This window comes from Candidatus Thiodiazotropha sp. AKIB8 (assembly GCF_058244675.1).
On sequence record NZ_JBSYOO010000050.1, the window covers coordinates 40,148 to 59,275 of the forward strand.

At 41.9% G+C, this 19,128-nt stretch carries 16 protein-coding genes and 1 tRNA gene; 5 read left to right on the plus strand and 12 right to left on the minus strand.

Going from position 1 to position 19,128, the window contains the following annotated elements; translation table 11 throughout:
• Nucleotides 1-138 precede the first annotated feature (138 nt).
• The 5 genes from AC4IFB_RS17780 to AC4IFB_RS17800 all read left to right on the plus strand — a co-directional run bounded on the left by AC4IFB_RS17780 (nucleotide 139) and on the right by AC4IFB_RS17800 (nucleotide 5,046).
• Entirely contained in the window at nucleotides 139-1,404 is a 1,266-nt protein-coding gene (locus AC4IFB_RS17780; protein ID WP_490780894.1) for a tyrosine-type recombinase/integrase, read from the plus strand.
• Between the two features lie 2 nt (nucleotides 1,405-1,406).
• A complete protein-coding gene (locus AC4IFB_RS17785; protein ID WP_490780895.1) occupies nucleotides 1,407-2,192 on the plus strand; it encodes an HNH endonuclease in 786 nt (261 codons plus the stop codon).
• A gap of 27 nt (nucleotides 2,193-2,219) precedes the next feature.
• Nucleotides 2,220-3,035 carry a hypothetical protein gene (locus tag AC4IFB_RS17790; protein WP_490780896.1) on the plus strand — a complete coding sequence of 272 codons (816 nt, stop codon included), beginning with the start codon at nucleotides 2,220-2,222 and terminating at the stop codon, nucleotides 3,033-3,035.
• 92 nt (nucleotides 3,036-3,127) lie between these two features.
• Nucleotides 3,128-3,337, plus strand: a complete 210-nt coding sequence (locus AC4IFB_RS17795; RefSeq protein WP_490780897.1) for a helix-turn-helix transcriptional regulator — start codon at nucleotides 3,128-3,130, stop codon at nucleotides 3,335-3,337.
• Entirely contained in the window at nucleotides 3,334-5,046 is a 1,713-nt protein-coding gene (locus AC4IFB_RS17800; protein WP_490780898.1) for a replication endonuclease, read from the plus strand. The genes AC4IFB_RS17795 and AC4IFB_RS17800 overlap by 4 nt, the downstream gene beginning before the upstream one ends.
• 214 nt (nucleotides 5,047-5,260) lie before the next feature.
• Here the strand turns inward: AC4IFB_RS17800 and AC4IFB_RS17805 are convergent, their stop codons facing one another.
• The 12 genes from AC4IFB_RS17805 to ispH form a co-directional block, all read right to left on the minus strand.
• Nucleotides 5,261-6,508, minus strand: coding sequence for a phosphorylase family protein (locus tag AC4IFB_RS17805; RefSeq protein WP_490780899.1), 1,248 nt, complete (start codon nucleotides 6,506-6,508; stop codon nucleotides 5,261-5,263).
• 12 nt (nucleotides 6,509-6,520) lie between these two features.
• A complete protein-coding gene (locus tag AC4IFB_RS17810) occupies nucleotides 6,521-6,973 on the minus strand; it encodes a response regulator (RefSeq protein WP_490780900.1) in 453 nt (150 codons plus the stop codon).
• A complete protein-coding gene (locus AC4IFB_RS17815) occupies nucleotides 6,954-10,436 on the minus strand; it encodes a hypothetical protein (protein ID WP_490780901.1) in 3,483 nt (1,160 codons plus the stop codon). Before AC4IFB_RS17815 ends, AC4IFB_RS17810 begins: the two co-directional genes overlap by 20 nt.
• Nucleotides 10,437-10,844: 408 nt before the next feature.
• Nucleotides 10,845-10,920: transfer RNA gene (locus AC4IFB_RS17820), tRNA-Thr, on the minus strand.
• Between the two features lie 111 nt (nucleotides 10,921-11,031).
• On the minus strand, nucleotides 11,032-12,117 hold the full coding sequence (gene thiO / locus AC4IFB_RS17825; protein ID WP_490780902.1) for a glycine oxidase ThiO: 1,086 nt from the start codon (nucleotides 12,115-12,117) through the stop codon (nucleotides 11,032-11,034).
• 244 nt (nucleotides 12,118-12,361) lie between these two features.
• Complete coding sequence (locus tag AC4IFB_RS17830; RefSeq protein WP_490780903.1) at nucleotides 12,362-12,790, minus strand: type IV pilin protein; 429 nt, start codon at nucleotides 12,788-12,790, stop codon at nucleotides 12,362-12,364.
• Nucleotides 12,787-15,633 carry a pilus assembly protein gene (locus AC4IFB_RS17835; protein ID WP_490780904.1) on the minus strand — a complete coding sequence of 949 codons (2,847 nt, stop codon included), beginning with the start codon at nucleotides 15,631-15,633 and terminating at the stop codon, nucleotides 12,787-12,789. The genes AC4IFB_RS17830 and AC4IFB_RS17835 overlap by 4 nt, the downstream gene beginning before the upstream one ends.
• A gap of 11 nt (nucleotides 15,634-15,644) precedes the next feature.
• The gene (locus AC4IFB_RS17840; protein ID WP_490780905.1) at nucleotides 15,645-16,115 is read right to left on the minus strand and encodes a pilus assembly PilX family protein; all 471 of its coding nucleotides are present in this window, start codon (nucleotides 16,113-16,115) and stop codon (nucleotides 15,645-15,647) included.
• 2 nt (nucleotides 16,116-16,117) lie between these two features.
• Nucleotides 16,118-16,915: a PilW family protein gene (locus tag AC4IFB_RS17845; protein WP_490780906.1), complete on the minus strand. Its 798-nt coding sequence runs from the start codon at nucleotides 16,913-16,915 to the stop codon at nucleotides 16,118-16,120.
• Nucleotides 16,912-17,463 (minus strand): type IV pilus modification protein PilV, encoded by a 552-nt coding sequence (pilV, locus tag AC4IFB_RS17850; protein ID WP_490780907.1) that lies wholly within the window; start codon nucleotides 17,461-17,463, stop codon nucleotides 16,912-16,914. Before pilV ends, AC4IFB_RS17845 begins: the two co-directional genes overlap by 4 nt.
• Complete coding sequence (locus AC4IFB_RS17855; protein WP_490780908.1) at nucleotides 17,460-17,915, minus strand: pilus assembly FimT family protein; 456 nt, start codon at nucleotides 17,913-17,915, stop codon at nucleotides 17,460-17,462. Before AC4IFB_RS17855 ends, pilV begins: the two co-directional genes overlap by 4 nt.
• Before the next feature lie 255 nt (nucleotides 17,916-18,170).
• Nucleotides 18,171-19,124: a 4-hydroxy-3-methylbut-2-enyl diphosphate reductase gene (gene ispH, locus AC4IFB_RS17860; RefSeq protein ID WP_490780909.1), complete on the minus strand. Its 954-nt coding sequence runs from the start codon at nucleotides 19,122-19,124 to the stop codon at nucleotides 18,171-18,173.
• Nucleotides 19,125-19,128: the final 4 nt, after the last annotated feature.

Sequence of the window (19,128 nt, forward strand, 5' to 3'; positions counted from 1 at the left end):
ATTACGAAGACAAATTATAGGTCGTTTGATATTCTTTGAAGGCCTTTGAAATTCTTTGAAAAGTCAGTTAGTTACTTGATTTATTCTTTGAGTCTGTTTTAGACTCTCTGCAGTGGTTTGAAGCAGAGTGTCTACATTGTGTCTACTTTTAGCAACAATCAGTCGGTCAAGCTGACCAAAACAATCGTCGATCGAGCGGCGATTCCCACCGACAAAAAGCAAGTCTTTATTCGAGACACAGCATTGCCCGGTTTTGGTCTGCGCATCACCGATAAAGGCACCAAGTCGTTCATCGTTGAAAAACGGGTGGGCGGTCGAGTTCGTCGCCAGACCTTAGGGCGTTTTGGCCCCCTGACTGTCGAACAGGCCCGACGGGAGGCGCAAAAGCAACTGGGTAAGATCGCCATGGGGATCGATCCCATTGCTGAGAAGAAGACCCGCCAGGCCAAGGCAAAAACCTTGGCGCAGGTGTTTGAGGATTTCAAGAAGGCCCGTAAACAGATCAGTCCGATCACCCTACGGGACTATACCCATCATCTGGAGAAAGACCTCGGTGACTGGCTGAATAAACCGATTACGACCATCACTAAGCACATGGTGTCGAAGCGTCATCGGGAAATTGGCGAGCGAGGGGCCAAGGCCCAGGCCAATGCGGTCTTTCGAACCCTGAGATCGATCCTCAATTTTGCCCGCCACCACTATGAGGATGGGGAAGGGCAGTCGATTCTCCCCTACAATCCGGTGGAGGTATTGGGTTATACCCGTGCCTGGTATCCCATGAAGCGGCGTAAGACTGTTATCAAGGCCTACCAGCTTCCGGCTTGGTACCAGGCGGTTGAAGCACTCAAATCCCCTGGGAACCCCACCTCACATTTTGTGATTGCCGATCTACTCCGTCTGATCCTGTTTACCGGCCTGCGCTCCAGTGAGGCCAGAAAGCTGCGCTGGCTCGATGTGGATTTTGAAGATCGGACGCTCACCATCCCTGATCCGAAAAACCGCCATACCTTTGTACTTCCCTTATCCGATATGGTGTTTGACATCCTACAGGAACGACGAGAGCTGGCGCTGAATGAGTATGTCTTTCCCGGTAAGGATGGTAAGGGGTTTCTCATTGAGCCTAAAAGGCAGATGGTGCGGGTGACCGAGCAGTCAGGAGTGGAATTTAAGCTGCATGATCTGCGCCGGACCTATGCCACCATTCTGGATATGATGGATCTGTCCCGTAACACCATCAAACGATTGCTCAATCACAAGTCTGGCTACGATGTCACCGATGAGTATATCGTCAGTGATGTGGAGCGGTTTCGAAAACCGGTGCAGCAGGTGGCCGATTTTCTGAAAGAAAAGATCGGAATCCAAGGGTGTCGTTCGAACGTGATTCCATTTAAAGGGAGAGAGTAAGTATGAGCAAGTATGCGGTTATCACACAAAATGATGAGTCAAACTGGAATGATTACAAAGGTGACTTGTACCACTACCCGAGTCGGTATCGTGACATTTTAGAGCCTGGGTGTAAGGTGGTGTATTACAAGGGAAAGATGAGAGACCAATTGTATGAATCTGAGCGGTTAAGCCCTAATCCACATTATTTTGGGGTAGGCGTTATTGGGGAATCAATAGAAGATCCTGATTCAAATAAAAATGATTGGTACTGTGAGATTCAGGATTATCAGGAATTTGAGAAAGCCGTACCATTCAAAGTAAACAATGATTACCTAGAAGTGATCCCTGATAATCTCAAAACTAACTACTGGCGCTATGGTGTCCGTACAATTGATGAAGAGACATTTGAGCGGATATTAAGCAGTGCAGCAGTAAAAGAGTATCAACCTTCATTTCCCGATCCAAAAGGTGAATTGGAAAGCTATCACTTGATTGAAGGTAAACAACAGGTTCGATATTCAACTTACTATGAGCGTAATCCCTATTATCGAAATCGTGCTATTGAGATACATGGACTGACTTGCATGGCTTGTGGATTTGATTTTAAAGAACAATATGGTGCTATTGGTGACGGTTACATACAAGTTCACCACAATAAGCCATTATCTGAGGCTGGTCCTACCAATATTGATCCAAAAAATGATCTTAGTGTCTTGTGTGCGAATTGTCATGTCATTGTCCATAGGCATAGAAAGCAGACACTGACTGTTGAAATGGTTCGTAATTTAGTCAATGCCAATCTTTAATAAAGTACATTGAGGAAAGGACGGAAGATGGCTGTAAAAAGAGAACTTGAAAAAGAAGACTTTCATAAAAAAGAAGTTATCGATGTATTTTCAACTTTTAATCCGATTACAGGGAAGTTGCCTATTGACTATCCAGTCCACTTTCAATGGGCTGCTGATTCAGCGCGTATGTTAATCAACAAAAAAAGGAAGTTAGGATATTATGATATTGCAGCGGATTGTATATATCAGTTAATAGCACAAGGTAGAGATAGCTATATTTCAAGTCAATCCCAAGAAGTGAGCTATATGGAGACTACCTTTCTAACAGATACCATTGCTCTTCAAGAAGCAAAGAAAATATGTAGCATAAAGAAGTTAAGGCAACAGCTAAAAGAAGTCAGTTGGTCTGAGTTATTTGGTATTCATGCGTTAATGAAAATTGGTGAGTGTCGTTTCCTAAGGGATGATGGAGTTACTGAAGATAGTCCAACTGATCGATTGGATAAAGAAAGCAATATTGTTGATCTACTGTTTGAAGCAGTTCAATCTGTATATGTAGGGGAGGCATGCTTAAAAGAAGAGCAGATCAATAGTATTCAGCGTGGATCAATAGAGAGCCTAACTACTGGTAGTCAGCAAAATAAGGCCGCATCAAAGCGTCATATTACTACTGAACAAATGGTCGAGTCATATATAGAATACTATCTAATCAACTACCAAGACTATTCGAAATACAGTGATGTATTACAAGCCTTTCTAGACTGTTCTGTCCCAGAGATTGGTGATCATGAAAAAATGTTAACTGATCGTCTTAGGCTATTTCTAAACAAAAATCCCTCCTATGAGATAAAGAAGAGCTAAATATTTATCCCCGTCTGCGCGCAGACGGTAACTGATATCTCATACAGCGCTGTATAACTGTTTCCTACATTTTCAAACTGTAGGTGACTGTTATGTATGAAAAAAATCTATTGACCACTTATGAAGCTGCTCACTATTTGGGCATGAGCATGGCCTTTCTGGAGAGAGATCGTTGGGAAGGGGCCAAAATACCATTCATCAGAATTGGAAAACGCACAATTCGGTATCGTAAAAAAGCACTTGATGAGTATATAGAGAGTAAGAATCGTAGATCAACAAGTGACCGGAGGAGTAGAAAATGAGTTACTTCCTCAATAGTCACAAGTGTGTATTAACCCAGGCAGATGAAAACACATGGGAATTAGGTTCTGAGGGGCAGGATCCCTATGGTCTAGATAGGGAATGGCGACACAATATCTTTGAGTTGTATCCAGAAGATTTTGCAGTTGATATGGCAAAGCGTTATGCAGAATCATATATCAATTTTGGTCGTGCTGATGCGAGTTGGGAGCTTGCTCAAAGGCATGAGGTGACAAAAAAAGTATTACCTAACCGGTACTATAGTGAAGTAGAGATTAGAGGCTTATCTCGCAAGCAGGCTCGTAAATCAAGGAGTATTGGGTTTGGGTATCCACCAAACATAGCTCTTCATGCATTAACTCAACTAGTTGCTCAATATGGGTTGGGGCTACCAAAAGCTAAAACACATGAAGGGATTATTCGCCGTTTATCCTGTGAGCGCTGGTGGTTACGGAAGTTGCGTCGAGTTTTTCGTATGGCCTGGGAAACTGTTGGAATATTCCAGGGGTTGGTAAATAAACTATCCCAACAGTATGTCACTGATTATACACTGAAATCTAGGCGGTCACAGAAAGCGGAAATGAGAGATTTGTTAAGTCTCATGGAAGCTGTTAATGAAGAGGGCGAGATATTTAATTTATTAGAGCTTATGGAAAGTTCTATCAGCACTCCACGTATAAAACGTGCAGAGTTAATGGTACGGATGGCTGGATTCGAACTTTTTGCGAAAAATCAGAATCATATTGCGTTATTTCTAACGCTTACCACACCCAGCAAGATGCATGCGTGTCTATCACTATCAGGGCAAAAAAACCCTAAATATCAAAAGATTACACCTAAAGAAGCTCAGTCGTATTTGAATAAACAGTGGCAGAAGGTACGGGCAAAGCTAAAACGCCTTGGAATTCAACCTTATGGGTTTCGTATTGCTGAACCTCATCATGATGGAACACCACACTGGCATATGTTGCTGTTTATAGACCCTCGTCATGCTCAACAACTACAAGATGTGATGCGCCATTATGCGTTGGAAATTGATGGTAGTGAACCTGGCGCTTTGGAGCATCGATTCAAAGTTGTAAAAATTGATTGGTCAAGGGGAACCGCTACTGGTTATGTGGCAAAGTATGTTAGTAAAAATATTGATGGCTATGGATTAGATGATACCGAGGGTAATACTAGTTCATATATTGCCGAACGTGTTGATGCGTGGGCTTCAACCTGGGGTATACGCCAATTTCAGCAAATTGGTGGTCCTCCGGTTGGTGTCTGGCGTGAATTACGAAGACTGAGAGAACAAATAGATCATGATGCTGATCTAGAAGCATGTAGGTCTGCAGCAGATAGTGGTGATTGGCATCAATATTTAATTGCTCAAGGGGGAGCAACACTTAAACGCGATGATTACGTAGTTAGTGTTCTATATGAAAAGTGTAGTATTAAGAATATTTATGGTGAAGAGAAGGGTAACCTAATTATAGGGGTAAAATCTGCTCTGAATCATATTTGTACAAGACTGCATATCTGGAAAATACAAATAAATCAATCATGTAAAAAAGATATTGCCCTTGACATGGGGAGGCTGAGTTGTGGTAGCCAAGGGCGGCGAGGCCATGCCGGGCGTAGCCCGGCGGGGCCTGCCGAGCTAATACCACAACCAGCAGGGGTCCCTATGTCAAGGGCAATATCTGCCTTGGAGTTCTGTCAATAACTGTACTAACATAATTACTACAGATAAAGTTGGAATTGATGAGCTTAGACAAGCTGGAACTAAAAACTTAGTTTAAATTCAATCTTAGGTGAGAATTAATGCCCTAATGGTTTGAGTTTTTATTTATCAAGTAAGTTATCATAGGATAATAACCTGATATCAGACTAGATTAATTATTCCTATAGTAGGCGGGTGCGCCATCCTATTAAAGGGATTAGTTCTCTGATAATTGATCATGTTCACTTGTACTAATTAGATCGATCAAGTGTTTTGTAACAAAATGCTTTAAAATGTTAGCCGAAGTATAAGCAGCATAATGTTGATGCTTATCAGATTTGTTATCATCAGCGAAATCACTCACACCTTTTAGCGCAAAAAATACTGGTTGAGGAAAAATAGATTCTTCGGCAGCTGAGTATAGACCGTAAATTTCCATTTCAACACCTAATAGTTTTCTATTTTGTTCTTTGATTAAATCTATAAAATCAGCATCTGCTAAAACTTGTGAGCCACTTGCAACAGGCCCTATGTGTAATTTGATATCTGATCTTGATTGTTCACCCTGCCAATCCGATTTTATTCTAGTAAGTATATCTGTATCTTTAGCAAGTTGTGACATTCTACGCCTAATAAAGTTTCTTAGCTGTATTTGGTGTGGTTCTATTTCAAATGATTTTTTAGTAGCAACTTTTTTACCACTTTGATAGTTCCAAACTGGATCAGCTACAATTACGTCTCCAGGTTCTATTGATTCGCCGATGCCTGCGCAAATTCCAACCATAGAAATGTATCGAGGTTTATATTTACATATCAATTTTGTAGTTATAATACTGCTAGAAACCATTCCCATGCGGCTTGTGACTGTGGCTACTACCGTTAAAGTTCTATCTTTAATTTTAATATGACCTTCATAATACTCAGCAGGGTCATTGTCATGATTGCATTGTTTCCAGTTCCAAGGTAATTTGAGTACTTCGTCTAACTCTGGTTCTCTAAGAGCGACTACGATGCCTAAGTCATATTGATACTTAATCTTCTTCGGTTGTTTATTAGCAGTTTCGATATGAGAGATAACAGAACTTAATCTGTTGCACCAATCACTTTGTTTGGAGTCAAATTTTACAATAGACCATAAGTGATCACCTATGTCATCATTCCAGTTTTCAAACAAATCAGGGTAGGCAGTGATTCCTATAATATATTTAGGTTTTTTGAGATTATCTCTGGCATATATTTCACTTAATAAGCTTGGGCCGGCATCATTCTTTGGTTTGTCATCAGCTCTGTATGGTAAGCAAACATCAAGAATTAAGAGATCAAATACATCACTTGTTAATAGTCTTTTTGCGTCTACTACACACTGTGCGACGTCTATATAAACGTATGAATCAATGTTGGTCTCAATACATTCACGTATATTGCGTACTTTTACTCTGTCGTCATCAACTATTAAACACTTCATGATTGCTTCTCATTATTTAGGTAATATGTTATTAAGAAAATCGAGTAAATTGTTTTTCCAATTATCAATTGCCGAATTAAAAAATACTAATCCCAAGTAATTGTCGTTGTTTTCTTGACTTAATTGATCTGAAAGTTCATCAATTGTTAGAATTTCTTGTGTATCATCAAAGGTGGAAAATTGTGTCATAACAATTACAGGCGTATTGATATGAAATCTATTCATCTGCCTAATGATTTCTCTGCCACCGAATCCTTGGGGTCTTCCGCCTCTGGGATCAGTTGTTGTTTCGAAGGTTGGTAGTGACATGTCAGTTATGACGCAATCATATGATACTGACCGAAGTAATTTGACTGCAGAGTTAACGGATCCTATGCAAGATATATCAGGTTTAATAGTAGTAGTTAAAAAGTCTACTATATGCTTCTTTTTGGCATCATCATCTTCAATTAGAAGAATTTTCATAGTCAAACTCAATCATGAATAGTTTTGCTGATACAAAATAGGTTTCGTTATCTAAACCAAAAATAAGAGAATCAGCCCTTAAGTTGTCTGGGTCAATAATTCGTTTAATTTTTTTTAATCCTGTCCCGCCTTCGATTGCCAGTGAGTCTAAGTAATCACCATTTTCGATTTGGGTCCGAATCTTTGATAGCTTAAGCTGAATATCAGATAAGGAACTTAACTTAGATATCTGGTTCGAAACGTTTATTACAATATCATTTTTATAGTCCAATGAAATATCTAAGTCGATATTCGGTGCCAATCCCATGCCAGAATGCTTTACGGTGTTTTCAAAAATAATGAATAGGACATCACACAATATAGAAACAGATCTCGTTTCAATTTCAACAGGAACATTAACGTTTTTTCTGATATTTGGGCAAAAACCCACTTTAACTTGTCTCATCATTTGTAATGCAATCTCTATGACCTGTTCTATAGGTGATGCAGAGATGCCTTTTGCAGTAGGTTTTTCAAACCATGATGAAATTAGAGAGATAGATGATTTAGCTTGTGTGGAAGCTTGATTCAAAATATTAGAAAATTTTAGATGTGACACTCGGTTAACACTTCTTGATACATTTTTATCTAGTTCTTCTGTGTATTTTACTATTTCAGATATAAAAAAATCTTTGAAGTATTGTGTGGCATTAATAAGTGAGGGTCCAAGGAGAGTCCAAAACATACTAATGCACTCATTGATAAATGAATCAAAATTTCTTTCTTTCTGTGCTATCTCTCTCAAAGCATGAAAAACAATCGCATTAATATTTATTTCAAATAGGCCGTTACTTTTCGATTTGTTATTAATCTGTAGGTATTCACGAATAGTCTCGTCTAAAAGAGAGTCAATAGAGTTAGAAAAAGTAGAGAGATGTTTATGTAGTGTTCTACTGGACTCTGGTGTTAGATTAAGCTTGTTCTCCCAATAATCATCATATTTATATTTATTCTTTGATGAATCTAATAATAGAGTAATCTTTTCTTGCTCAAATGGACTCCTGACAAATCCTGATAACGTTCCGTGTCGAATACGCATTCCAATATAAGAATCGAGGCCAAATTCAGTGTTGCTTAAAAAAGCTTCTTTGAGGGAGATAATAAGGTCAACTAAAATGTCTGAACTATTTCCACTTGGAATTTTCAAGAAATCATCAGGTATGGCTTTACCGCTTATAAAATAGCTATTAAGTGCGTCTGAGAAACCTTCTGAATTCTCACCCAAGCCTGCTTTTTGGTATTCTAGGTATCTTTCAAATATTTCCTCTAACTCTTTAATAGCCCACTTAGTGTAGTTCTCTTCATTAACAAAAATACGTGTCTTGTCTAAGTACTCAACGCCTTGTTGAATCATTAATTTTGTCGTTAATGATCTGATTTCATCAATATATACATCAGAAAACTTTTTGTCGATAAGTGATAATTTTGCGCAAATCTCAATTCTCTCTTTATCTACATCAGCTTGATTATCAAAATTAATACCAACATCTATGATCGATGGAATGCAAATGTATCTTAAATAGTATATAAGGCAGTCTTTTGTAAAAGTATCAGTGGTGTTAATTGCAAGTTCGCTAGGTTTCTGGATATCTTGCGACCATAAGTATTCTTCATAAGAATACCTCAAATATGAAATAGAAGCAGAATCTGTATTTAGTTCACTATAGATGTGGAATGCAATTGGTAGTAAGATGTTATTAGTGTATGGCTTAAATTCATCCCATTTTTTGTTCGAAAAAATCTTTTTAATAGGCAAGTACATTTTTGCATGATGGTTCTTAAAACAAGATTCAACAATAAACCTTAAGAGTTGTTCAGATAATCCATTTTCAATTAATGCATTTGCAATTAATCGTTCGTAGTCCGCGGTATAACAAAATAGTGAACTGTGAGTATATGATGTAAGTAATTTAATAACCTCTTTAGGTTTTTTATGTAAGAGGAAATTAACAGCTTCATATATAGAAGCTTGCAACCTACATAGGTTTGATCCTTTGCAGTCAAAAAGGTGATTTTCCTTGTCATAAAAACCAAATAAACTAATAAAGTAGTCAACTAAATAGTTTTCACTATATACTTCCTTGCATTTTAACAGATACTTTTTACGGATATTCTCTGGTAGTACTAGTGAGTCACTTGGATTTAGAGAATTAGATCTGAAGGCAAGGTGCTTCATTTCACTACCAATAATAGGTAGGTCATCACTGAAAAAAGATAAAGCATATGCATATAAATAATTAGAAATATCTAAATACTTGATGTTAACTGAAAGTTTTAAAAGTGCTAGGCTAGATTTTTCAGCATTTTCGTTCAATTCAAAGATATCTATGAGATACTTTATAGCTGTACTCTTGAGTAAACCGAATTCATAATTATTATCTGATGTGACGGTTGCTGCTCTTGCATAGTTAATGATGGAATTGTAGTCGAACGCATCATTCTTTAATGACATATAAGAGTGCTTTTTAGCAGATACTTCGTCACCTAAAAATAAACTCATATCAGCAGTTAAATTTCTTTTCTTTAATCTGGAATAACTAGAAATATCTCCTGAGTTTAGTATATTTGTTTTCACTAGATAAGGATTATTGATCTCACTAACTAAGATAAGAGATCGATGCATTTGTTCTATTTGTTCGTTGGTTTCTTCTAGTATCGCTAATCTTGAGCAGATATTAAAAAAAGACGTATATAAATCTATTAAACTAGACATTCCATCGTATAGTAGTATCTCACCTAATTCATCATAACTATCTGGGGTTGTTCCAAATAGCTTATAAGAGATGTAATTATTCATTCCATTTGGAACTGAGTGGTCAGAGTTTATTTCCTCCAATCTGTGTATAAGTCTGAAAATGGAGACACTTTCTTCATTTCTTTGGCTTGAATATTGGGCAATGTAAGGAACTAACCCTGAATTAGATTCTTCAATAACCTTTTCAACATATGACTTTTGAGCCTCTAGGCCTTTCCAGATTTGTAACAAAGCGATTTTGTTTTCTATTAACCAAAAAGATAATCCAAATTTATTTTGTATTGTTTTCAAAATTTCATTAGAAGCACTAAACCTAGAATTAACAAATTCTTTTTCATACTCACTACTTAGCAATATAAAATCATTTAGTTTTTGTTTGTGAACACGAAGCCTGTAAGCAGCCCAAAAAATTTCTTGGGTCCACTCTAAAGGGTTGGGTGGCAAAAGTTTTAGTATCTTGTGGTATTTATTAGGAAACGGTTCACCCAGTAGCGGCGATATATTGTGTTTTTGGTTTGCACTCCATTTAATTAGATCTGGATATAAGCTAATCGGACAATTCTTTCTTGCTATCGAAAAGCCGTGTCTTATGTCTTTTGATCCGCGTACATAATTCTTAATGCTGTTAAATGAGGAAATGGCTTTATTCTTCCGGCGTTTTTTAGGCATATAGTTCCATATTTAATATTCGAATAATGACTCGTAAAATCCAAATTTACATTAAATTGTGATGATCAGGGTACTATAGGGTAATGTTAAATAATGAATATATTATTTTAACTTAAGTATGTATAAAAATAGACAATATATAAAGTCTATTCATGACTAAGTTAGTTATCGTAGCTAGATATAAATCGAAATTAAGGATTAGTATTTCTATGTTAAAAACGACTTGGTGATACGAGCTGACGATCAAAAGATAAGGTAGTTACATGGATAAGAACTAGTTCATTGCTGGTTCTGGATTGTCTTTATAGTTTTTAGTTAGTGCGTAACAGATACGTACTTTTTATAGTCTACAAATTGTCTACATGGAAGATTATAGAACAAATAAAAATATGTAACATGTTGATTGTATGGAGCCGATGGGCGGAATTGAACCGCCGACCTACTGATTACGAATCAGTTGCTCTACCGACTGAGCTACATCGGCCCGAAGCGGCCGATTATAGACCCTCTTGGTTCTAATGGTCTAGCCTCTTACTTTATCAACAGTTACACGCCTATAGGCTGCCTCGGTAAATAACCCATTGATATATGTTGATTATCTCTCTGCAGTAAGGCTGTAAGGCTGTGGGTTGAGTATTGGTTGGCGATCCAGAACCAGGTCGGCAGCGAGACGGCAGGAGGCTGGTCCAAGTACGACGCCATTGCGGAAATGTCCTGCATTGACATAGAGGCCTTCAATATCGGGTAGTGGGCCGATGTAGGGGACGCCGCTGGGTGATCCGGGGCGAAGGCCGGCCCAGTGGTGCTCGATTTCTGATTCGGCAAGTTCCGGATAGTGGTTGAGGGCGTAGGCTTTCAGTTCCTGTTTTGCCTGCGCTGTTGTGGTCTTCTCAAAACCTCGAAATTCCAGGGTGCTGCCTATCAGCACTCTGCCGTCACGCCGGGGTATGACGTATCGATCCTGGTGCAGGGTTACTCGTGAAATTCTGCCAGGTTGGTGTTTGAAGATGATCATCTGTCCCAATACTGGATCAATGGCTGGTGGTATCGGCAGTGATTGAAGTAGCTGTCCTGTCCATGCACCGGCACAAATCACTACCTTGTCAGCTTCGAATTGGCCGCTCTCTGTTTCGACCCCTTTGATTCGACTATTTTGAATGACCAGGCCAGTTACTTTTGTGTTCTGATGAATTGTGATGTCGTCTCGAATCGCACCATATAGGGATTTCGTGAGCCTGGGATTGCGAATTTGAGCAACATCGGGCATCCAGGCGGCATGTTGCGCATTGGTCTGCAGTGCTGGTTCACAGGCTGCGATCTCTTTGCTTTCGATAAGCTGCAGATTTTCTCCACGCGCTTCAGACCATTGAAGGGCTTTTTCGCTATCTTCAGGTTCAACTATCAACAGGCCGCTGAGTGTGTATTCCGGGTCTACTCCGGATTGCTCGGTGAGCTCTTTAGCGAGGCCGGGATAAACCCCCTGGCTCCATGTTGCAAGGTCGGAGATTGAGGGTGCATATCGCCAGGGATACAAGGGTGAGATTATACCACCACCTGCCCAGGAGGATTCCTGGCCTGTCTGGTTCTGCTCGAGGAGAGTTACCTGCATTCCCGCACTATGAAGCTCCCTGGCAGTGAGCATGCCAATAATTCCGCCTCCGACGATAAGACAGTCTGTCATGTATTACCTTTCTAAGCTGAGTTAAGGCTGGTTTTGGTTAGTTAGGGTGATCAACGATTTTCGCGCAAGCTCAGTAGAGTAACATATTCGACAAACGGGTAGCTTTGTCAGCTGGATTTTATTTATTCAAGAATCTGAAATAAGGGAGTCGAGTGTGGCAAAAACAGAAGGACTCTCTGGGTTAGTCAGAGAGTCCTTTTAAGTTCTGATGAATATTGTAGGAATGAGTAATTATTAGGGTGATTTATTTCCAGCCATCTTCCCAAATACCATGCTCATACCGAGTCTTTACCCCTGTGGATGTGAGACGGTAGCCTTGTACTGTGTCTTCATCTTGGCTATTGAGTGTAGATGGCGTAATCTCCAGGACATAGCAATTAACAATATTACCGCATGCCCCTGCTTGAATAGTCAAGTTGTCATAGTAACCTTCGGCACTTGTTGTTGATATGTTTGCTACGCCGGGAGTGTTGGTATATGAAGCTTGGCGCGAGCGGTAGACTTCAAGTTTTTGTGCAGCATCAAGCAGTGTCGACATACCGTCATTACGTCGTCCCTTTCTGACGGAATCCACAAAACTTGGGTAGGAGATTGCAGCTAGCACACTCACAATAACAAGAACTATCATAAGCTCAACAAGAGTGAATCCCATATTGTATTTAGGGTGCTTCATTGTTGAATGACCTCCTCCCATGAGATTGGAATAAATTTATCGGGCCATTCATAGACCTCTTCCAGTCCCACGAGTGCTTTCACTACTTGGCCTAATGTTCCACCTTCTCCGCCAGGAAAAACGAGTGTCGGTGAAGGAGGCATGCCAAGCATGCTCAATACCATTGAGCGATCGTCTGAATCGAGAGTGCCTTCGCTTCCGCCCAGACCATCGAACATTGCCCCACCATTCGTCATATCGACTGAATAGAAACGAGAAACACCATTTGCACCTCTGGCTTCACAGGCTGCCAGATCTGTTGTGCGAACTGCGCTGTAGGTTGTAAACAAAACAGCGTAGTTATAGAGGACAGCTTTCGAGAATGATTTTTCCGCATTTCCTAGGTCTATAAACCAACCACTTGCTGTTAGTATATCCTGTTTGGCCGCTATTTGTTCTGCAGCGCTACCTTCCTGAACAGTGTTGCTTGTAGCATCAAAAAGGTCTGAATTCACAACGGTTTCATAGCTTCCTGGTGCAGTCCACACAGATGGGTCTTTGATCATATAAAATCTATCTGTTATAGAACTATCAAGTGGCGAGTGTCTGTTGCCAGTTCCGATCAAGACGGCCAAGTATTGGTATCCTCCTCTATTGAAGTAACCAACTTCTGGTGTGTTGAAGAATCTACGATAGTGAGTGGTACCTGCATTAATATCTGCAATTACCCCTCCACTTAGTGCTGTACTGCTAAAATCGCTGTCAGGAACGTCAACGCGAATGATTCTACCACCTACATCAGCTGCATAGAGTCGGTCAGTTATGCCGTTGGAGTTAATATCTATAGGTAGAATATCGCCCGCAATACCGTTATCCATGTCAGGGATTGTAAAAGAACCTCCACTATTGGTAAATGATTTTAAGAGCGTTCCATCTAATGCGTCGACAATATAGATTGCATTGCCTTCGTCATCATCCAGCCGTGATGTGGCGCCATCCTGATCAGGATCATAGCCGCCGCCAAAAACCAGTACATCCCTATTTGAAGTACCTATGTACATCTGCAAGAACAATGGTTTAGACCAGGTTTGTCCGAGATTGCCAAAGCCAGGGGTTTCCATGCCTGCTGTATTGGATAGAATGGCTACAAAGGTTGGATTCAGCCTGTCCGTAATATCCAGCATATAGTAATTCCGACCGCCTCTGCGCATGCCGAAAATTGCCATTTTTCTACCACTTGTCTCATACAGTGTTAGAGGGCCATCCAGGCCATAATATGGGATTGTTGAGTCATTGTTATTTTTAATGGTTAATATTTCATCTAAAAGGTCTGTAGGCATAAAGGCCCAAAGCTCTGTCCCGGTTTCTGCATCAATGGCTTCAAGTACACCTTCACTGGTAGGTAGGAAAATGACATCGCCAGCACCGTAATTCATGACTGCGGGCTGTGTGTGTATGGGCGCGCCCATTTCACCTTCATGAGATGCGTCACCGGTTAAGGATGGATCCCAGCTTATCCAGTTAAGAACCTCGGTTCTAAGTTCATCAGTGCTCACGTCCAACATCGTATTTGTAATTAATGTGTTATCACGATGTACATGATTTGTTGCATCTGAAAGGGCAACGCCGGGGTTGGTATTTGTATATAGGTTCCTACTAGCTGTTGAAAACAAATGCTCAGAGGCACCACCTACTAGCGGGTCACCCCCATCAGTTGAAGAACTCCAGTGGTCTCTCGAACTTACAAATTCATAGTTATCATTAACAATAGGGCCATTATCGGCATCTCGCAGAACGATTGAAATGTCGCCATCACCCGAAGTGCTAGTTGTGATAGTGTACTTCTTAAGGTTACCTTTCCAAAAAGTCTCAGAGGCGGGCACAAGCAGTGGAACATAAATACTGTCTCCACTGATGGCGGCATTGTCTTGATTGAATGGTATGACCGGGGCTGTATAGGCGTAAGGGATCGATTCCATGGCCTCAGTGACAATTGAGGTGAAGGCTGAGACCAGTTGTGAGACATTGTTGGCAGGGTAGTAACTACCACCGCCTGCATTTGCGATGCTTGTCATGAAATTTGCGATGGCCGCATCACTAGTATCAAATCCAATGGTGTGGGTAACGATATTTTGTTGATCATTCCAGCCTGCACCTGTCTCCAGGTCCGTGTTGAAAGCCCAGGAGGCAATCTCTCTGGCGCAGCGACCGTTTTGCCATCTTGAAGTTGCGTCACTGGCGCAGTTAGTACCTTCGTAGCTGCTTAAGCCATAGGCTTGTCCACTTGTTGTGGAGTTTGAGTTTGGGCGACCATCTGTGAGTACGACCATATGATTTGGTCGACACCAGTTGTCTTCTGGGTCACCTGCAATTGGGGAGGTGGTTGAGAAATTGTTATAATCTGTAAAAGTTCGGTCACGACGGAACCAATTAACAGCAGCCTCCATAGACTTAACTGTTGGTGTATAACTAACTGTTTGAAGATTGTTAATTGCTGCGAGGAGGCTCGCTCTATTGTCATCGATTATGCTGAAATCACCACTGTGGGCTCGCAGATAGAGAGTACCATTATTTCCCCATCTGGTTGTGTAGCCCATTAGTGCGGCATTGACATTGCCCATGTCTGGATCATTAACCAATGTCGTCATTGCTGTGACAAGACTGCCTCTACGATCATTTGTGGCCATACTGCCTGACTCATCGAGTACAAATAGTACATTCGGTGGTACGGGGTCTGGTGGCTCCTGCAGATAGATTTCAATGTCATCAGCAAAGACGTTGAAGCTTGAGGAAATAATCCCGACTAAGAGGCCTAAAGAGATGGCGAGTTTGTTTGAATATATGGAGTGTGTCGAAATTTTCATCTGAATAGCTCCTAATCCCTGACAATCAATAGTTGCATGCGATTTTGTGTTCTGGTGCCGGTTTGGTCTACTGTTCCGACCGCATCTGCTCGGTATTCCTGAAACAGGGTATTCGGGCGATATCCAGAAACCTTGTAGGCTCTTGTGGGACCTATGTATGTCATGATGACATCAGCGGAGACATCTGGCTGATCTGTGACTCCGGACGAGGTGAAATAGTTTGGGTTTGTAACGGGAGCAGATGATGGCGTCGGAGGTACCAGTATCGTCGAAGGGGTAATAATCGCTAAAGCGTTTTCTGCAGCTTGAAAACTTGCTTCTTTGAACTGGTGATTAACAGCAATCTTGGTGTCGAGATTGGTTGATCTCATGGCGCTGACACTCAGGAGTGTAATAATTACGAGAAGAATTAAGCTGACTGCTAATGCCGCCCCATTCTCGTGTTTTGGTCGCTTCGGACCTTGAAGTCTGTGCATGTTCATGATTATTGCTTCTGTACGCCGCTATGCATGTTTCTGAGGGAGATCGTCGTGTTTGCGCTTTTGTAGTAGTGGGATGTGTCAGGCGCTGTAAAAGTCATTCCAAGGAGATCCAGGTCTTCAGCAGCAGGCGGCCTATATTTCAGTGGAATCTCTGCGCCATCACCGGAACTGGTTACAATGCCGATGCGAATCGAAACTACATTTACCCAACGGTTGGCTGCAGTCACTTCTGCCGCCGTAAGATACTGATTCGCGATATCATCGCCGATTGTATCCACACCATATAAAGCACGCATAATTGCTATTCCAGGAACCAAGGGTTGAATAAAGTTAGTTTCAACGACTTGACACACAAGATTTGCATCATTGTCGACGTAGAAACGTACAGTTCTGGTTGATGCGCGAGTGCCAGCAAGTGTGCCTGCTTGTCCACAAGGTGCGGGTCCACCGGCATACCTAATGGCTATCACACTAGATCCATTGCCATCTATGTCAATAATGCCGTTAAGCGCGCCAACTGCGGGGAAGGTTCTGAAGCCATTGTCAGCTGATGTGTAGGCTAACGGTGCGTCATCATCTTCGCCAACACTTCTTCCTGCCATAACCAATGTTCGCCGCAAATCTTGAATGGCGAATCGGGTATTCTCTGCAGCTACAGAGATGGCTGATCGTGCTGTAAAAGTAGTTTTGCTATCTACATATACTTTGCCAGCACCACCGATAAGGAAAATACCGATTACACTTGCAATTAATAGCGAGACGATTGAGAAGCCTGTTTGTTTCTTTCCTATCGAGATCATAATGGAGGTCCTAGCGCCACCCCTGGAATTATCGTAGAGGTGACATTTTGGGTTGTAAAGCCTGCTGCGCTTTCCTGTACTTGCCAGGTGACTGTGATTTGCAAGGGTGATAGTGCTGGACATGCGCCGGGGCAGCTAACAGCAAGTTGTCCGCCAGGTAATTCATTTTCAAGGTCACAGCGTACCTCCCACAGGTCATGCGCAGCTAACTGTGTAGGTAAGCAGTTTGAAACGCCAGCTGCAGAAGGAGCATCAGGAGTCATTGCGCAGATAGCTGCGGGTACAGTTGCACCACAATTTCCAATCGCTGCGGCTGAAACATAATCGACGACGCCATTAGGATTTGCACGGATCCTGTCTGACAGGTTAGAGATTATGTCGGTCGCTTTAGAGCGATATTGCGCATTGCTTGAGCCTTGTAAGGCTGCCACCTGGAGTGCGGCTACTCCCATTAAGCCTATGCCGATAACAACAGCAGCGATTAACACTTCGATGAGAGTCATGCCTTGACAAAAATGCTTCTGAGAAGTGGTTGGCAGGGATCTCATGGGCACCCTCCCGCAGATACTGATTTTATATAGGGACGACCAGTTATGCTAAGGCAAACATGGCTTATAACTTGTCCATCGAAACTTACGTCGATAGAATCACCAACGTCCAGTGCTGCACGTCCCATTGAGTTGTAGGTCACAACATCGGGGGTTGATAGATTACCTGTAAGGGTGATCATGCTGTTGGCCACGGTATTGCTGATCTGGTTAAATGCGCCTGTATCCACTTCCCAGCCATCAGTTTCTAATGTGACGGTGGTGCTTAGCTCTTGTCTAACAGCCTCGCTTCTGGCGAGTAATAGTGAGCTAAGTAACTCGTTGCACGTAGTTGTAACAGCGTTTCGTCGGGTCAAGTCTAAGAAACTTGGGACGGCAATAGTCATCAAGATTGTCCCTATGGCAATAGTCATCATCAGCTCAATTAATGTGAAACCATTTTTTCGATACATATAGCAACCTCACACTTATAGTCCATAGCTTAGAGCAGTCTTCATTAAGTGGGCATACCGCTTATCGGGGAAGACTATCCATATATCCTAAAAAACTGTGTTGAGCTTCACTCTGATGACTAGTCAACACAAACATTAGGAGTTTTAGTTGTTTTTGGATGTGAGTGACATCCTTATTGGCATATTACACATCATTGTCGATGAAAGGTGATAGTGATTCTGTTTCGTTTAGGGTTGAACGGCCCAAGGTGGTTCTTAATTCCCAGACCCACAGATTAGCGATTTCGGTAAAGCAAAAACCACCTCTTCAGGCTTCCCCTGGGTCTCAATGACAGTTTCAGCACCCCATTTTTTTAATTGCTCTATGACACTTTCGACCAAAATCTCGGGAGCTGAAGCGCCGGCGGTGACACCGACGGTCTTTTTGTCCTTGAGCCAGGCTTGATCGATATCATGAGCACCGTCTATCAGATAGGCGGGTGGGCCATGTTTTTCGGCGATCTCTCTGAGGCGATTTGAGTTGGAGCTGTTGGGTGAGCCGACCACCAACACCAGGTCGCAGCTCTTTGCCAGCTCTTTTACCGCATCCTGCCGGTTCTGGGTGGCGTAGCAGATATCATTCTTTTTTGGCCCGGTAATGTTGGGGAAACGCTGTTGCAGGGCGTGAATGATCTGCTGGGTGTCATCCATGGAGAGTGTGGTTTGGGTGACAAATGCGATTTTGTCGGTATTTTCGATCTCCAGCTGCTTCACGTCCTGGGCATTTACCACTAAGTGAATATGAGAATGGTCATCATTGTGCGTGCATTGCCCCATGGTTCCCTCTACTTCCGGGTGACCTCGGTGGCCGATCAAGATGACTTCATAGCCATCACGACAGCGGCGGGCTACCTCCAGATGCACCTTGGTTACCAGCGGGCAGGTCGCATCGAAGACTCTCAGTTTTCTTTTTTTCGCTTCCTCTCTGACTTGCTGGGAAACGCCATGGGCGCTGAAGATGACCGTCTGTTCGTCTGGAACATGGTCGAGTTCATCGACAAAGATCGCTCCCCGCTCTCGCAGGCTCTCTACCACGAAGCGGTTGTGTACAACTTCGTGTCGCACATAGATGGGCGCACCCAGTTGATCCAGTGCCCTCTCTACGATCTCTATGGCCCGATCTACGCCGGCACAGAAGCCACGGGGGTTGGCGAGTAAAATTTGTTGCATGATA

Coding starts and splice junctions, on each gene's coding strand:
- AC4IFB_RS17785 (WP_490780895.1), top strand. CDS start 1,407: ATGAGCAAGTATGCGGTTATCACACAAAATGATGAGTCAAACTGGAAT.
- AC4IFB_RS17790 (WP_490780896.1), top strand. CDS start 2,220: ATGGCTGTAAAAAGAGAACTTGAAAAAGAAGACTTTCATAAAAAAGAA.
- AC4IFB_RS17795 (WP_490780897.1), top strand. CDS start 3,128: ATGTATGAAAAAAATCTATTGACCACTTATGAAGCTGCTCACTATTTG.
- AC4IFB_RS17800 (WP_490780898.1), top strand. CDS start 3,334: ATGAGTTACTTCCTCAATAGTCACAAGTGTGTATTAACCCAGGCAGAT.
- AC4IFB_RS17805 (WP_490780899.1), bottom strand. CDS start 6,508: ATGAAGTGTTTAATAGTTGATGACGACAGAGTAAAAGTACGCAATATA.
- AC4IFB_RS17810 (WP_490780900.1), bottom strand. CDS start 6,973: ATGAAAATTCTTCTAATTGAAGATGATGATGCCAAAAAGAAGCATATA.
- AC4IFB_RS17815 (WP_490780901.1), bottom strand. CDS start 10,436: ATGCCTAAAAAACGCCGGAAGAATAAAGCCATTTCCTCATTTAACAGC.
- thiO (WP_490780902.1), bottom strand. CDS start 12,117: ATGACAGACTGTCTTATCGTCGGAGGCGGAATTATTGGCATGCTCACT.
- AC4IFB_RS17830 (WP_490780903.1), bottom strand. CDS start 12,790: ATGAAGCACCCTAAATACAATATGGGATTCACTCTTGTTGAGCTTATG.
- AC4IFB_RS17835 (WP_490780904.1), bottom strand. CDS start 15,633: ATGAAAATTTCGACACACTCCATATATTCAAACAAACTCGCCATCTCT.
- AC4IFB_RS17840 (WP_490780905.1), bottom strand. CDS start 16,115: ATGAACATGCACAGACTTCAAGGTCCGAAGCGACCAAAACACGAGAAT.
- AC4IFB_RS17845 (WP_490780906.1), bottom strand. CDS start 16,915: ATGATCTCGATAGGAAAGAAACAAACAGGCTTCTCAATCGTCTCGCTA.
- pilV (WP_490780907.1), bottom strand. CDS start 17,463: ATGAGATCCCTGCCAACCACTTCTCAGAAGCATTTTTGTCAAGGCATG.
- AC4IFB_RS17855 (WP_490780908.1), bottom strand. CDS start 17,915: ATGTATCGAAAAAATGGTTTCACATTAATTGAGCTGATGATGACTATT.
- ispH (WP_490780909.1), bottom strand. CDS start 19,124: ATGCAACAAATTTTACTCGCCAACCCCCGTGGCTTCTGTGCCGGCGTA.